We start from the raw sequence: 16,319 nt of genomic DNA, 5'->3' as shown, positions 1-16,319 counted from the left end.
GGCAGGGCCAGGCTGGTGTTCCAGTGAGCGAATGCAGGCAATAAGTAGCAGCTTCAACGGCGGCGGATATATAGCCTGCTAAAGGTAATAGAGTGATATAAGGCTGCTTATTTATCGGGCAAGCGGTGCTTGATCATCTGTCCCAGGGTAAGAATATCCTTGCGAACCTCTTTGACCTGGCTTTCTACACCTTCAAGGCGTTGGTTAATACCACCTAGCCATTCATTGGTACTACTAAGCCGTTCATTATTCTCATCCAGTCGCTCATTGGCTTCATCCAGACGTTCATTATTTTCACCAAGGCGTTCATTAGTTTCATTTAATCGCTCATAGGTTTCGTCTACACGCTCATGGGTACCATCTACCAGTTTGTTGGTTTCATCGAGCCGTCCATTAATGGTGTCCAGATGCTCACTGATATCATCCAGGATTTTGTGCGTGTTATCCATTAACTCGCTGGTGCGCTCAAAGCCAGACAGTGTGGCCTGAGCCAGTTCGGAGACATCTTCCTTAACGCCGGTAACTTCTGTCTGAATGCCCGACATATTGACTTTGACGCCAATGATTTCATGCTGATTTTTAAGCGCGATGTGTTTGATATCCGCCATCGCTTTCACCAGACCATGAATCGTGTTGTAGAGGGACTGGTGTTGTTTCTCCAGCATCTCAACTCTTGTTTCTAGCGACATACAGCTACCTGTCTTTTGTTGTGTTACAAAGCCTTGTGTTTAAACATTTTGTATTTAGACAGCCATGAAGCACTCTTATTAAAAATTTTTGTAAAAAAGAGAGCACTATTTTTCAACCTGGTATTCAGGTGATGGCAGTTTTATAGATACAGCTGTGCACTGACTGCATGATCAGCATAGCAGAGCTTCAGAATGTCACTGGGTTTATTGATGAGGGAAATAACAAGAGCGATTTATAGTGGAATGGGGGTTTGGATTAAATCGGATATGTACAGAGGGTGTGACCAACTGGCCATCCAACCCGAAGGGCCACCCATAATTTGCATGCACTGATTGAACCACGGAGATCATGAGAAGCACAAAGAAGCGCTTTTTCTTTTCCCCTGTGAACTTTGTGGCCTCCGTGGTTCAAAAAGTAATCTCAATATGTTGAGAGTTTTAGTACTGCTTCAAGGACTCCGCCGGCAATAGCACGGGCTTTATCAGAAACGGTGGCATGATCCACACTGGCTCCCCGGGGATCAATATCGCCAATTTTGAATCCTGAAGTGACTTCGGAACCTGTGCTGATCATGCCTCGAACCTTGCCTCCAATCCGGGTGATCACCTGCTGGTTTCCGCTATCTGTCATGATGTTTGCAACTACCTGTCCTTCTTCCACCAGTTCACCAATAGCCACTTCAGGGTTAACTTGACCAGCACAAGGCGCACGTAATACCCGTTCTTCTGCGTATCCCATAATAGTGCCGGGCTTTCCGGTATTGGGTTCCGCTTCTCCCTGGTAAATGACTCTGGCCAGGTTATGACCACGGCAGGTCTCGATGACGGCATCAACATCCTCTCCGGCATTAAACCCAGGCCCCAGGGCAATGGTGACAGGTGCCATTTTCCGGTGGGTTCCCAGGTTTTGTTTGGCCAGAATGCCATCAACCAGAACTGCGGGCTTAAACTGGCGGAGTGTCTGGCCATCAGGATCGGCCATGATCGGAATATTGCCGTCATTGATTATGCTCAGGGCATCAGAGACTGACCGTGCTTTGCGGGCAGTAATACCTTCAACCGTTATTTGGCCGCTGTCATTCAGAAGAGCCCCGGCAAAAGAAACATTGGTACGAATAACCGTTGGTTTTGGTAAATCCAGCATGACTACTTTATAGCCGCTGTTATGCAGTTTAACGGCAGTGCCGGATGCCAGATCGCCTGCACCCCGGATAACAACGAGATTATCATTACGGTTTGCTATTGAAGACAATGATGCTGATTTTCCGCTTCTTTTTCGAATAGCCTTGCCACGGGAAAGTGCCAGAATCTCACCCATAATGCTGACGGCGATTTCTTCCGGGCTTTCTGCTCCAATATCCAGGCCTACCGGGGTGCGAACCTCTTGAAAACGGGTTTCACTGATACCCAGCTCCAGGCATTTATTGCGCAGGGTTTCCACTTTGCGACGACTGGCCAGCTGGCCAACATGATGAGCCGGGCTTTTGAGAATGGCTGGCAATGCCGCCGTGTCTTCATGGTTGGTTGCAATGATGACCTGAGTATTGTCCCGGATAGTTACCTGACTGATAGCGTCCTGAATAGTCTCACCCAGGATAAGCTGAGTATTGGGTGGAAACAGTTTTGCATTAAGATTGGGCTCCCAGGAATCGGCAACAGTAACTCGGTAACCCAGGTCTGAAGCCAGTTTTGCCACAGCCCGGTTTACATGGCCTCCACCAATCAACAGCATATCCGGGCGAATGCCCTGTACATCAATATGGACAGTCATTGTGCCACCGCAATCCATATCCATGGCATCTTTGCCCGTCCTGGACATACTGCCTTTAACAACCCTTGAACGACCTTCCTGCAATGCTTCAAGCGCTTCACTGATGATATGTCGTTCGATCATGCCACCGCCGATTGTTCCCTGGGTTCGGCCATCTTCCTGTACCAGCAGTATGGCATCGTGGCGAGGAGCTGATCCTTTGGTTTCAATAATAGTGGCCAGTGCAAAAGGCGTGTTTTGCTCGAAGAGTCGTGCTGCTTCCGCGAAAATGTTCATTGGTTTCCCCCATTCTGAAATTTAAAATATTCTTAATCGTTATCTATTGAATTCAGTTATCCGGATGGCTTCCTGCACAAAGGGATTTGATGAATTCCGGAAACTGCTCATTACACAGTGATGAACTGGTGGTGAAAGTAATTTCACAGAGTCGATAAATTCTGTGGCATAAGCACGGTCTGAAAAGTGGTCTACCTGATTGATCAGCCAAACTTTGCGAGCGCCGTCCGGTGCATTTTTGAAAAGACCATGTTTTGCGTTGAGTAGTTGATACATGGCTTGAGGGTTCAGCCTGTCACCCTCTGATAATCCGGTAACTGCGGCAAATTGTTCCCAGCGATGAATGTTTTGTGACGTGACTGGGTTACAGATGCCAGTCCATCCCGTCACACCTATAATGACCTGACAGCTATCAGGTAGAACCGGCTCATTTATAGCGGGGGCTTTTAAAGGACGTTGTCTGGAACCATCAGCCTCTATAAGTATGTTGTCGTATATATTAAGACTGATCAGGTGTTGAATAGCTGTGGGAGAAAGTCCCTTCAGTTTTTCAGGGTTCTCGTCTGGGAAGCCTGCTAATGTGATTGATGATGCCTTAGGTTCGATACCTGCCTGTACAAGAACATCAGTTTCGATCAGTCGGTCTATATACTGACCAAAACCGGCTGGAGATGGCCGGAAGATTCGTGTCGTCGTGGTCAGCAGTACTTTATGCCCCAACTGCTTAAGCTGACGTGCAAGGTATTCCAGACAGCTGGTCTTTCCTCCGGCACCGGTTGCCGCAATAATGCGGTCTTTTTCCGGGTTTATCCATGACAGGCTATCTGGAAATTTGCACATGAAACTCTCTCTTTAATCAATGAGGTCTTCACTATGTCAGCGGATTTAACCAAGCCTGTGGACTGTCTGATCACAGCAGCAGGGCTCTCATCACGAATGGGGCGCTGGAAAATGATGCTGCCCTTCTCCAATAGAGAACTGAACAGAGAATCAAATAGAGAGCAGGATGGTAGTGAAACCATTCTTGACTGCAGCATTGCCAATGCGCTCTGTTTCTGCCAGCGGGTTATTCTGGTGACGGGCTACCGAGGTGAAGAAATTCACTCACGATACGAGAATCACCCCCGAATCAAGCTGGTTCACAACCGGTCGTATTCCCTTGGGCTTTTCAGCTCGATTCAAACGGGTATCAGCCATTGCGAAACCGACTATCTGTTCATCACCCATGGTGATATGCCACTGATTCCTCCCACCGTATTTTCTGAACTCTGGCGACAACGGGATTTTGATACCCTCTTTCCAGTAGTAAGTACCGTTGATGAGCAGCCGGGACACCCAGTCCTTTTGCATCGCAGCGCATTTGAGGCGGTTCTGAATGCTCCTTCTCACTCCAGGATGAGATCCCTGTTGCTGGCAGGCCCACATCGTTATATCTCGGTTGGTACTGATGCCATTCACCAGGATATCGATACGCCAGAGCGCTACCAGCAGTTGCAATTAGCATGACAATGATGCGCACTGGCTGTCCGTGACTTGGGTCAATAACTGGCAGTTAACCGAATTGAATATCTGTGAAAACAATTGAACTCATCTTCGATATTAATGTCAGCGATTGAGGTTTTACTTTTATTCGAAGCATTAATATTGAGGAGTTATAGGGGTATGTCTGTTGGGAGTGTCTTCTCTCGTATATGGAGTTACTTTACATCTGATTCAGGGCCGCCGTTAGTAAGGAATAAGCCAGTAAGGGAGTTGTCCTCGGATGAATTAGCTACTCAACTGTCAAATAGCTTGGAAGGTGATCTATCTAATTCTGAGGCTCTAGAACACAAGCCTTTATTCAGTTGGCAAATAACCGCAAATGAACTCAGTGAAGAGGCTGAAAGTTTACGAGAATGCTATATCAATGAAATGTATGGGGATTGCAATGTTGATGAGTACGAAGAGGCAAGACGAGGGCTTAACGAAATAAGTGCAGCTACTTATCAGGATATCATGAGTGTTAAAGGGGTTACTGATAACAATGATGATTACTATCAGCAACTAAGGGTGGGTAATTTACCATCTGACTATACATACCGGCTTTCTGAAGATAAGTGGCAGAGAATTAAGGCTCTTAATGTAGGAAATATCTACATATTTGGTCTGCTCAGGTATCTTGAGGGTGAAAATTCAAAGTTAGAGGATGATTTCGGCCTCTATTTTGTACCTTCAAAAGCTTGGATGGGAATTGCTGTTGATAAGCTAAGGGCTAAATTCTCACGAGAGTTTTCAGGTGAAGGGCTTGAGATAATGGCAGGTCAGGGAGCACTTTCTCACTTTCTTAATGAAAATTATGACCTAAACGTGAAAGCGACGGATAACTTTAAAACCCATCAATATATTGTTTCAGAGGCAACTCATTGCATTGGCGTTGATGTGCTGGAAATGGATGCTGTTTTTGCCATAAAAAAAAATAGACAAGCTGAATTTTTGGTTATTTCCTGGCCGCCAGGTGATCGGGAGATACAAGGTGGAATTATCAGTAATCCTAATGATGTAGAAATATTGGATGCTTGGGCGTGCCGCGGTCCAATCTTGTTTATCGGTTTGACAAGATCATTTGCAGGTGTATGGTTAACAGGTTCAAAAACATTCCATAAAAAACTGTCGAAACAGTATGGCTCTGAAGTAATTGAGGCGTATAGAAGTAAGTCATTTGCTATCAGGGATGAGGCTGTACTATTTACTCCAAAAAATGAGAAATGGGTCAAGTCTTCTGTGAAAAACACTGCTCTGGCTCAAGGCACTGAACTCTTCTGAAATGGACAATAAAGGGGTAATTACACAAGAAGACCCCAAAAGATGCAGTCCACATCCCGCTTGATGTCCATCCAGTCCACGGTACTCCGTTTTGTACAGGTACTGTCCAGAATGTTGAATCTGGATGTGGAGGTCGTGGATGACAATCTGGTGCGGATTGCCGGTACGGGACCCTATTCCAGTAATCTAGGTCGTCCGCTGACCACGGGGACCAATGCCTTCAAGTCTGTCATCAGCACCCGTCGTCATAAAGTGATTGAGCGTTCCGGTCAGGACCCGGAATGTTTGATGTGCAGCCGGCGTGTGGGTTGCAGGGAAAAAGCATTTCTTGGTGTCCCGGTTATCTTTCACGGTGACTGTATTGGCGTGATCAGCCTTGTCTGTTTCAGCGAAGAGCAGCGGGAAAAACTGCTGGGTAACATCGACTTCTATATTGAGTCCATTGAAAACACGGCACAGCTGTTTATTGCCAAAACCATGGAGAGTATCTACCACGATAAGGTTCGCCGCAGTGAATTGATGCTCAAGGAAGTCGGGGAAGATTTGGTTGAAGGGTTGCTGGAGCTGGATAGCAAGGGACTCTGCCAGCATATGAACGCAGCTGCAAGAAAGTTACTGGGTGTGGAGTCCAATAGCCGGATCAATGGTGTTCAGGTCAGGCCTTTTGGGAGGACTAAAGAGGGTAACCATCAACAGGAGGAGTTTATTATTCAGGTGGGCGAGCAGGAAAAGATACTGCCTGGTCGCATGCTGATACTGGATGAGCGCCGTTTCCTTGTGCTCCGGGCACAGTTTTCTGTGCAAGGTGTAAAACCTCTTTCTGGTAATCGAACAGAAATGGTTGGGAGCTCTCCCGCCGTTAATAAGCTACGTCAACAGATTGCGCGAATTGCATTCAGTCCTTCCAGTGTACTGATCCGTGGAGAAAGCGGTTCGGGTAAAGAAGTCGTGGCGCGGATGATTCATGAGTCTGGCAACCGTGCAGACCAGCCATTTGTTGCCATTAACTGTGCAGCGATCCCTGAACAGCTGCTGGAAAGTGAGCTGTTTGGTTATGCCAGGGGAGCATTTACCGGGGCATCTAACCAGGGGCGAGAAGGTCTGGTGAAAAAGGCTGATGGTGGCACGCTTTTTCTGGATGAAATTGGTGATATGCCTCTGCATCTGCAGGCAAAGCTGCTCCGAGTTCTGGATCGCAGGGAAATCATTCCGGTAGGCGCCTCCAATGTGATTCCTGTGGATATTCGGGTGATTTCAGCCACCCATCAGAATTTTGAAAGCCTGGTCAGTGCTAAGAAGTTTCGGGAAGACCTGTTTTACCGCTTGAATGTTATTCCCCTAGAGTTGCCTCCTCTGCGTGATCGGATTGGAGATGTTGCTTTGCTCGTTGACTTCTTTCTGAAAAAGCATGCGCTTGCACTGGGTGTACCTAAACCAGCGGTAAACATGGAGGCAATGGATGCTCTGACTATGTGGCCCTGGCCTGGTAACGTTCGGGAATTGGCGAACACTATCGAGTATCTGGTGAATATGGCTGAACCCGGGGAGCCGGTAAGCGTAGATTTATTGCCAGCAAATATTCAAAAAAGAAGTACCTCTTCTCTGTTAACAGATGAATGCGATGCTTATTGTAATGAAGCTCAATTAATTATGAATAATCAGGAAGCTTTTAATCTGGAGAGAATGGAAAAGCACCTGGTAAGCCGGGCTCTTCGTTCTTTTGGCAAAAACGAAGGCAAACAGCGTGTGGCAGATGAACTGGGAATAGGCATCGCCACACTGTACCGTAAGATCAAAAAATACGACCTTGAACATGAAATGTGTGATCTTTTATAGAAGATACTCAAGGTTTTGGAGAGGGTAGGCTGGCCATTAAATTTTCAATGCTATCGACTAAGTTGGGAAGGAGGTATTCAAATATCTCAGCTTGTTCTCTTGAGTCTGCACTGGTAATGGAATTTTCTATGATGTTTTTCAGTGCGCTTTTTTTATTTCGAGTAAGTGATTTATCACTGTTTTTAAATAAAAATTTGGCTATCTCATTTATAACTGCTGAGATATCCTGTATTAATTTGTCTTGATTTATATCCTTGATGGTTAATTGTTTAATTGATTTCTGAATTGGCTGTTTTGTATTGTTAAACATATCTTTCTGATCGTTTTTTTTGTGGTTTTCTTTTAATGTGATCGGATTAAGGCTGCGAATGTTCACGATAAATAGTTCTCCATATTAGATATATAGGATCTGTTTTTAAGTTTTATCAATCTTATTTAGAGGTTAACTTATTGCCAATGAAATAAGGATGATTACTAATGGGTCTTATAAAATCATTTTGGTAGATATGTCGTTGTTTTATTTATGCCATTTGAGAAGGGTCCACAGGGGGATGGCCTGGAGAGTGGGATTTTACTTCAAGCGGGATGTCATTGGATGCCATTTTTACTTTTCTTTCGGTTAGGTACCTGTCTTCAAACCGTTGCATCAGGGTTTCCATACCTGACTGGGCGCCGCCGTAGAGTGTTGCACCAATTGCACCGAGAGCAGTCACTAATGCATAGGTACCCGGAGGAAACATGCTGGTGTCAAATCCAAACTCTTTTTCAACACCAGTCACATAATCAATGCCACCTTTAACACCGTAAATTATTGTGAGATATGCAGCAGTGGCGCCTATGGCACCAAGGTTAGATACAACCTGTTTAATTGTCGGTTTTTTTCCACCGATCCAGTTTGGAATTATTTTGAACAGATCTACAGCAGAAATGAAAGAGTTTTTAAGAGGCTGATATAGTGCAAGTGCAATGAGACTGTATGAAGCTATGTTTAGAGCATTATCAAGCGCAGGGAATTCAGATAGTTCAAATCCAATTTCATGGCAAGCTTCAGTCAGTTTTTCTTTTAATCCATCGAAGTCAAGTTCAGTGCCATTTGTCGTTGCGTTCAGCAATTCCATTGCTTGAAGTTTTTCAGTCATATTTCTGCTAAACGTATCAGGATCAATAGTGCCATTAACTGCAGCAGAAATTAGGTTCATACACTGCTCTAATTGATCCTTATAAAACCCACTCTTTTCGGGCACAGACATTACCGCAGAAACAAAAAGCCCTGTTACCAATACGGCGGCTGACTGAAAACCAAATAGATACCCAGCATATTTCCTACTTTCAGCTGATCCAGCTGGCAGTCCATTTAAAATTCTGCTTGTCTCAGTGGTTATTTTATTTGCATTATCCAAATACTCTTTGCATTCTTTTCCGTATTTTTTTCGTTCTGCTGGAGACATAGCAGCTATGCGTTCTCTCATCGTTTTAATTGTAAATGTGTCTGGTTCAGGTATGTCTGTCGAAGAGCGCTGGACGTGATCAGCAGCAGTTTTTCCAAGCCCAGGTAATTGATCGCTATCATCGCTTCGGGCAGTTTGCGATTTTTCCGGTGTTTCCTTGTCGAAGAGAGCTGTTAGCTCATCTGGGGAAAGTTTGCCTCTTCTACGCAAGACGCTGCCGGAATCATCAAGGTATGGGGGCCTGTACGGTTGGTGTGAGGGGCCTGAATCATCTGTTTGAGACTGTTCTGTTCTATGTTCTCTTGGTCTGGGGCGGGATACCTCCTCCGGCGATTGGTTATAGGCGACCCCTAGAAAGCTAGCTGCTTTGTCGTATAGCTGGGTTGCCGTATGCATAGAGCCTCTCCATACGGATTTCAATGGGCCGAAAATATCGTCCCAAGTGCTTTGAAGCTGAGTCAGTGGTACAAGAGCTTCAGATATACCATTCATTATACCTACGATAGTTCCAATCACGGCAGAGCCAGAGAGCTTTGTGATACCCAGAGTAGTGTTTTTGGCATCCAGTAGTACGGAAAAACTGGTGATTACGGCAAAAATTGTTCGTTGAACGAAGACATCGGGGTCTTGAAATTCGGAAAGGAATTTCATAACGCTCTCATAAGATGCCCTTGGAAGTGATTTCCCAGCTTCTTTCCTTTCTTTATTCCATTGTTCAATTTTCTCAACAATATTAACAGTTCCTTTCAGATACATTGTACCACTGGAAAATGCAGCTGCCAGAGCAGTAGCAGTTTTAGTAATAGCTTCATTAGTAACCCCATTCTCATAAGACTCATAAATAAAAACTGACAGATTTATTACAGCTGATGCAAATGAAATTCCGAATACCGGACCCTCCCACCCCAGGTGTGCCCATTTCTTTGAGCAGCAGTTGAAAGAAAGCTTTCCTTGATCATCAACTGTAAACTCATCAAGAATCTCCAAGCCAGCCGCGGCTAAGCGTTTTAGTTTTTCTGCTGTCTCAGAAGCCAGTTTGTCAGGAGGAACTGGAAGATTTCTGAGTTGAGCTCTTAAATCATCAACTACTTTTGGAGTCAGCTTATCAAGCGCCTTGGTCACTTTTTCTTTTGTAACTTGCTGAGGTTCTTTTAGGTCTTCTGTGGAAGGGTCGGACTTCGGGAATACCGGCTCTAATAGTGGTTGGTCAGGGTTAACACTGTCTTCGCCTGTCTCTTTATTTTCTACATGATGAGGTTTAGGTTTAGGGCTTATATCAACGTGCAAAGAGCTCCTGAAGCTATCTGGGTTTCCTTTAGTTGACGATCCTGGCTCCACTGGGAATTTATGGGTTGGAAGTTCTTGTGATAATTCTTCCTCGTATTCTTTAAATTCACTAAGCAATTTATTTAGATCTGTTCTCTCTTTTGTTTTTTCATCTTTGCTCATCTCCCATGGGTCTACGGAAGGACTAGGCATACTACGTTGAAGGTCGTCAACACCTCTGACATCTCTTTGACTCTGAGGGAAATGGGCAATAGTTGCTGAATCTGTTCGCTCTTGACCGGAAGACTCAGGTCTAAAAGAGAGCTGCTTGGATGCAGTAGTTTCAGGTAATTTTGAATAAGAAGAATCCATAGTAACGGCTCCATATTTTAAAATAACCACTTTTCCCGAACCATGACAAAGCCCTAATTGTGCGAATTAGTTTTTGGTTCTATTTTGTGTGTGATGACTTTATTTTTTAATTTTTTGTTTATGGTTTTTTTAAATAAAATCTACCCACCAAAATCAAAAGGTTTGGTTAAATTGAAATTAAGTCTTGTTGAAGATTGATTGAATTTGTTTTTAAATAAATTTTACTCGAAAAAAGCAAGATTCGAATATCTGTTTTTATCAGATATTACAGAGTGAATTCTGTGCTTTATAGATGTGTCACTGGTAGAGCAGAGGGTTTCGACGGCTGATCATGATCAGATACATAATCAGGTGCTGGTGAATTTCTTTTAGTGCCTTATTTCCAAATATGGACTGCTGTCGATAGCTGTGAATGGGGGTTGTTAATACTTTTTCGAAAGAAAGAATACTGGGTAATACTTTCCGCGAATGAAAAATGATTTGTATAAACACGAAGGACTCCTAGCTTTTGAATAAGAATTGGTGCTTTACTGGATTAACGTATTCTCAGGTCATTTTTTCTCCAGTGAGGTAATAGTTATACGTTATAGGGTGATCGTTATCGAACATATAAAATAGTACTGGTTTTATTGATAGTTAAAATACGTTTTTGTCATTTAGGTAAAGGATTATATACCTTGTGTAAGGAAACTGTTTTACCTCTAATAAACTATTGGCCAGTTTCTACTGGGTCATAAGGTGACGAATATAAGGCATTTGATTACTAATGTATAAGTTTTCATATGAGTCGAAAACTTACTATTTTGTTTTATCAGCTTGATCCATCAAAATGATAAACCCCTTCTCATTATTGAAGCTGAGTCTGTTTCATGACCATTTATATAATAATTAATCTCATTTAGTAAGCGACAACCTTAAAATGAATCCAATGTGAAAATATCAGACATTGATTCAGGTCATTTATCGGTTCTGACTTTCTGGGTAGGACAAAAATACCAGAAATAAAATTTGTGAACATTTTTGATCATAAATTTGCTTTAGGTCATTTTATCAATAGGTATTCACCCTCTTGGCACGGGCATTTGTCAAATCTGGCCTGAATCCTGCGTTTTTCTCTGCATCTATACAAGTGCGTCTGCCTGCAATGAAAGGCAGATAAAAGCGGAAAAACGAAGCCCTTTGAGGATTTGCACATTAAGGGTGGCAGCCGCTGACTTTCCAAGAAAGCTTGAGAATCTTGAGGATGAGGAGTTTCGACAATGGGTGATATCATGCGTCCTGTCCCTTTGAGGGAAATGCTGGACCGAATCCATGGAGAGTACAAAAGCAGCCAATCCCTCTTTGGTATCCGGGCAGACCTGCTCTTTCGCAAGAAGAATGACCAGAGCATCAACGTTTGTTCAGAAACTGCATCTACTGCTGTAGGACCTGCCGCTGGTCCACACACTCAACTGGCACAGAACATCATTGCCTCCTGGGCAGCCGGTGGTCGTTTTATCGAATTGAAAACTGTGCAGATCATGGACACTCTGGAGATCGAAAAGCCCTGTATCGATCCGGAAGATGAGTGTTACAACACTGAATGGTCTACCGAATTTACCCTGCCAAAAGCGTACGATGAATACCTGAAAGCCTGGGTGGTTCTTCATGTGCTGGAAGAGATGTTTGATCCGGCAATGGGATCTGGCCGTGAAAAGAGCTTTATCTTTAATATGAGTGTTGGTTACGACCTCAAGGGCATCAAGACCGTGCCCATGCAGACCTTCATTGATAATATGATGGACAGCAGCGGTCATGAGAAGTTTGCCCAGTATCAGGCCGTTGCCCGCGAATGGCTGAAGAGCGAAGCCGTTCAGGAAACCTTCCAGTGCAAAGACCGGGTGGATTCACTGCTGGCAACCGTTGATCGAATCTCCGGCAGGATTGCCCGCTCCGTCACCCTCTCAACCATGCACGGTTGCCCTCCCCACGAGATTGAAGCGATCTGTCATTACATGATGACAGAAAAGCACATTGATACTTATGTGAAACTGAACCCGACCCTGCTGGGTTTCGCCTATGTTCGTAAGGTCTTGGACGACAGAGGATTTGGATACATTGGCTTGAAAGAAGAGTCTTTCAGCCATGATCTGCAGATGGAAGATGCGATTCCCATGCTGCACCGGCTGCGCAAAACCGGTGCTGACCTGGGGCTGAGCTTTGGGGTCAAACTCTCGAATACCCTGGGCTGTGTGAACAATCGCGGTCGTCTGCCAGGCGATGAGATGTACATGTCTGGCCGTTCACTCTACCCATTGACCATCAATCTTGCGGCTGTTATCGCCCGCGAATTTGATGGCGAGATACCTATGTCCTACTCCGGTGGTGCCTGGAAAGGTAATGTCGCCGACATCTTCAATACCGGTATCCGTCCAATCACCATGGCAACCGAGATGCTGAAGCCTGGTGGCTATATGCGTTTGCGTGACTGCGCTCTGGCGCTGGAAGAGTGCGACAGCTGGGCCCGTGAAACCGTTGATGTGGCTGCCCTGGAAACACTGGCTGCCAAGGCGTTAACCGCTGATGAGTACACCGAAAAGAACTGGCACGAAACCCCTGTGCGCCAGAAGGCAACCTCGCCACTGACCGATTGCACCATTGCTCCCTGTAAGCAGGCATGCCCCATTGGTCAGGATGCGCCTGAGTACATTCAGCTGGTCGCTAACGGTGAATACCAGCAGGCCCTCAGCCTGATTTATGACAAGAACCCACTGCCAGGTATTACCGGTCATATCTGCGATCATCAGTGCATGTTCAGCTGTTCCCGTAAGGATTATGAAGGTGCTGTTCGTATCCGCGATATGAAGCGGATTGCCATGGAAAAAGGCTGGGATGAATATAAGGTTGCCTGGCAGAAGCCTGCTCAGGAACAAACCGCTCGTTGTGCCGTTATCGGTGCCGGTCCTGCGGGTCTGTCTGCCGCTTATTTCATGGCACGTGCCGGCTTCCCTGTGGTGGTGTTTGAAAAAGAAAGAGATGCCGGCGGTATCATTCGAAATGTCTTACCAAATTTCCGTATTCCCGCCGAAGTGATTCAGCAGGACATCGATTTTGTTCAGTCACATGGGGTGCAGTTCGAATTTGGCTGTGATCCTAAACTGGATGTACTGGATCTGAAGCACAGTGGTTTTGATTATGTCTTCCTGGGGATCGGTGCCGAGAAAGGTAACAAGATGCCGCTTGAAGGTGATCGCAGTCGTTTATTGGCATCCCTGCAGTTCCTGCGTCAGTTCAATGAAGCTCCAGAAACCATCAGCCTTGGCAAATGCGTAGTCGTTGTTGGTGGTGGTAACACCGCGATGGACAGTGCCCGTGCCGCCCTGAAAGTACCTGGTGTAGAAGAAGTTCGTGTGTTCTATCGCCGTACCGAAGATGAAATGCCTGCTGACCGGGAAGAGTATGGTAATGCCGTTAAAGACGGTGCTCGCTTCCAGTTCCTGACTAACCCTGAAAGCATGACTGAAGACGGCATGCTCACCTGTCGAATCATGAAGCTGGGCGAACCGGATGCCAGTGGTCGCCGTCGTCCTGTGGCCACGGAAGAAACCTGCACACTGCCCGTTGATACCATTATTACCGCGATTGGTGAGCAGGCGGATTCCGAGCTGTTGAACAAAATGGGCATTCCTTTGGGCACGGATGGCTGGGCGGCTGTTGATCGCCACACCAAAGAGACAGGCGTCAGTAATGTCTTTCTGATTGGTGATGCTCATACCGGTCCATCCACTGTGGTTCGCTGCATTGATGAAGCCAGAAGAGCAACGGATACCGCCATTGCTCGCAACCAGGCATTGGTTCACCAGAACACTGACGTCCCTGCAGCCGATGAGAAAGTGATTCGTGCTCGCCGTGGTCTGATTCCAATGAGCTCTGTGCCTGCAGACGATGTGGAAGCCTTTGCCCGTCAGGAAGGTGAACGCTGCCTCGAATGTAATCACATCTGTAACAAGTGTGTGGATGTCTGTCCGAACCGCGCAAACGTAGCCGTGGAAATTCCGAGCTTCAAAGAGAAGTACCAGATTCTGCACCTGGACGCTTACTGCAACGAGTGTGGCAATTGTGCCCAGTTCTGTAACTGGGAAAGCAAGCCTTATAAAGAGAAGTTCACCGTCTTCAGTCTGATGGAGGACTTTGAAAACAGCACCAACAGCGGCTTCCTGGTTCAGGACGATATGGTCTGGCTGCGCAGTGCGGGCTCTGATGGAAAAGAGCGGGTCAACAAAATGTCCATTAATGTGATGGGCGAGTTGAGTGAGATCCCCCGAGGACAGGATGATTTGTGCAGGATCATCAGTCATGTCTACCTGAATAACGCTTATCTGCTGGGTAAGGTCTATCCATAAAGCCCTGCCACAGTAAGGTCACGATAAAAATGACAATGGTCGGGTAACCCTGAGTTATCCGACCTGAGCGAAAGGATAAGTTGTATGTTACTGATAAAAAATGCCACCGCTGTTCAGTTTGAACCTGCCAGAGTCACCGAAGGGGTGGATATTCTGGTGGATGGCAACAAAATTGTGGAAGTCGGCTCTCAGGTGGATCGTGCCAAGGCGACCCGAACCATTGATGCAGCCGGTCGTTTAGTGATGCCGGGTATTGTCTGCAGCCATAACCATTTTTACTCCGGCCTTTCCCGGGGCGTAATGGCTGACATTAAACCCTGTCCTGATTTTGTCAGCACGCTGAAGAACCTCTGGTGGAAAGTGGACCGGGCCATTGATGAAGAGATTCTTTATTACAGTGGCCTGATCTGCTCACTGGATGCCATCAAGGCCGGTTGTACTTCTGTTATTGACCACCATGCTTCTCCCTCCTATATCAAAGGCTCCCTGAATACACTGCGCAAGGCTTTCCTCAAAGCAGGCCTGCGGGGCATGACCTGTTTTGAAACCACTGACCGTAATGGCGGTATTAAAGAGCTTGAAGCCGGTGTTCGCGAGAACGTTGAATTTGCCAACCTGGTAAGCAGTGCCAAAGCCAGGGGAGATGAGCCTTATCTGGTGGAAGCTCATATTGGTGCCCATGCACCTTTTACGGTTTCCAATGATGGTCTGGGCATGCTGTCCGATGCGGTGCGTGAAACCGGTCGAGGCCTGCATATCCATGTAGCGGAAGATAAGTATGATGCAACATGGAGCCGGCATCACTATGGTCAGGAGCTGATCCAGCGTCTGGACAGCTTTGGGTTGATTAATGAGAAAACGCTGGTAGGTCACGGTCTCTACCTGACTCCGGCAGATATTGAACTGTTAAATGAAAAAGATGCGTATCTGGTTCATAACCCCCGCTCCAATATGAACAACCATGTGGGTTATAACGAACACCTGACGTCTTATAAGAATGTTGCCTTGGGTACTGATGGTATCGGCAGTGATATGTTTGAAGAGCTGAAGTTTGCCTTCTTTAAACATCGTGATGCGGGTGGTCCATTATGGCCTGACAGCTTCGTTAAGTTTCTGGATAACGGTAACCGTTTGCTGGAAAGAAACTTCGGTGGCCATTTTGGTCGCCTTGAAGCTGGCTATCAGGCTGACCTGGTGATCTACGACTACAACAGCCCGACCCCTCTAGAGGCAGAAAACCTGCCTGGCCATATGGCATTTGGAATGAACAGCGGTGGTGTAAGAACCGTCATTGTTGATGGCGCTGTTGTTTATGAAGACGGCTGCTACCCATTTGATGTCAACGAAATTTATGCCGAAGCACGGAAAGCGGCACGGCGCTTGTGGAAAGGTATGGACAGTCTCAGCTGAAAAATAATCAGTCATAAGCCGGGGGGGAGCCGTTGATGGTTTCTCCCACATAACCGGCCTTTGGGGG

Annotated in this window: 11 protein-coding genes; 5 read left to right on the top strand and 6 right to left on the bottom strand. The window is 46.0% G+C overall.

Annotation, left to right across the window (positions count from 1 at the left end; genetic code table 11):
• Positions 1-107 precede the first annotated feature (107 nt).
• From GV64_RS22890 to yqeC, 3 genes are all read right to left on the bottom strand, one after another.
• A complete protein-coding gene (locus GV64_RS22890) occupies positions 108-689 on the bottom strand; it encodes a coiled-coil domain-containing protein (RefSeq protein WP_020581923.1) in 582 nt (193 codons plus the stop codon).
• Positions 690-1,110: 421 nt separating this feature from the next.
• Complete coding sequence (gene yqeB / locus GV64_RS22885; protein WP_020581922.1) at positions 1,111-2,736, bottom strand: selenium-dependent molybdenum cofactor biosynthesis protein YqeB; 1,626 nt, start codon at positions 2,734-2,736, stop codon at positions 1,111-1,113.
• 39 nt (positions 2,737-2,775) lie between these two features.
• The gene (gene yqeC, locus GV64_RS22880; protein ID WP_020581921.1) at positions 2,776-3,576 is read right to left on the bottom strand and encodes a selenium cofactor biosynthesis protein YqeC; all 801 of its coding nucleotides are present in this window, start codon (positions 3,574-3,576) and stop codon (positions 2,776-2,778) included.
• 33 nt (positions 3,577-3,609) lie between these two features.
• On the opposite strand from yqeC, the gene GV64_RS22875 reads away from it, so the two are divergent.
• From GV64_RS22875 to GV64_RS22865, 3 genes are all read left to right on the top strand, one after another.
• Positions 3,610-4,242 carry an NTP transferase domain-containing protein gene (locus GV64_RS22875; protein WP_020581920.1) on the top strand — a complete coding sequence of 211 codons (633 nt, stop codon included), beginning with the start codon at positions 3,610-3,612 and terminating at the stop codon, positions 4,240-4,242.
• Between the two features lie 156 nt (positions 4,243-4,398).
• Entirely contained in the window at positions 4,399-5,538 is a 1,140-nt protein-coding gene (locus GV64_RS22870; RefSeq protein WP_152554168.1) for a hypothetical protein, read from the top strand.
• A 42-nt stretch (positions 5,539-5,580) separates the two neighbouring features.
• Positions 5,581-7,374 carry a sigma-54-dependent Fis family transcriptional regulator gene (locus tag GV64_RS22865; protein WP_020581918.1) on the top strand — a complete coding sequence of 598 codons (1,794 nt, stop codon included), beginning with the start codon at positions 5,581-5,583 and terminating at the stop codon, positions 7,372-7,374.
• 7 nt (positions 7,375-7,381) lie between these two features.
• Here GV64_RS22865 and GV64_RS22860 read toward each other — a convergent pair whose 3' ends face one another.
• The 3 genes from GV64_RS22860 to GV64_RS22850 all read right to left on the bottom strand — a co-directional run bounded on the left by GV64_RS22860 (position 7,382) and on the right by GV64_RS22850 (position 10,952).
• Positions 7,382-7,750 carry a hypothetical protein gene (locus GV64_RS22860; protein WP_020581917.1) on the bottom strand — a complete coding sequence of 123 codons (369 nt, stop codon included), beginning with the start codon at positions 7,748-7,750 and terminating at the stop codon, positions 7,382-7,384.
• Between the two features lie 145 nt (positions 7,751-7,895).
• Positions 7,896-10,460 carry a hypothetical protein gene (locus tag GV64_RS22855; RefSeq protein WP_020581916.1) on the bottom strand — a complete coding sequence of 855 codons (2,565 nt, stop codon included), beginning with the start codon at positions 10,458-10,460 and terminating at the stop codon, positions 7,896-7,898.
• Positions 10,461-10,757: 297 nt separating this feature from the next.
• Positions 10,758-10,952 carry a hypothetical protein gene (locus GV64_RS22850; RefSeq protein WP_020581915.1) on the bottom strand — a complete coding sequence of 65 codons (195 nt, stop codon included), beginning with the start codon at positions 10,950-10,952 and terminating at the stop codon, positions 10,758-10,760.
• A gap of 767 nt (positions 10,953-11,719) precedes the next feature.
• On the opposite strand from GV64_RS22850, the gene ygfK reads away from it, so the two are divergent.
• A complete protein-coding gene (gene ygfK / locus GV64_RS22845) occupies positions 11,720-14,842 on the top strand; it encodes a putative selenate reductase subunit YgfK (protein ID WP_020581914.1) in 3,123 nt (1,040 codons plus the stop codon).
• Positions 14,843-14,926: 84 nt separating this feature from the next.
• A complete protein-coding gene (ssnA, locus tag GV64_RS22840; protein ID WP_020581913.1) occupies positions 14,927-16,252 on the top strand; it encodes a putative aminohydrolase SsnA in 1,326 nt (441 codons plus the stop codon).
• The last annotated feature ends 67 nt before the right edge of the window (positions 16,253-16,319 follow it).

Origin of the sequence: Endozoicomonas elysicola (assembly GCF_000710775.1) — a bacterium.
In the GTDB taxonomy this organism is placed as follows: domain Bacteria; phylum Pseudomonadota; class Gammaproteobacteria; order Pseudomonadales; family Endozoicomonadaceae; genus Endozoicomonas; species Endozoicomonas elysicola.
Note: the sequence above shows the minus strand (reverse complement) of the source record. Positions and strands in the feature narration are given on the sequence as shown.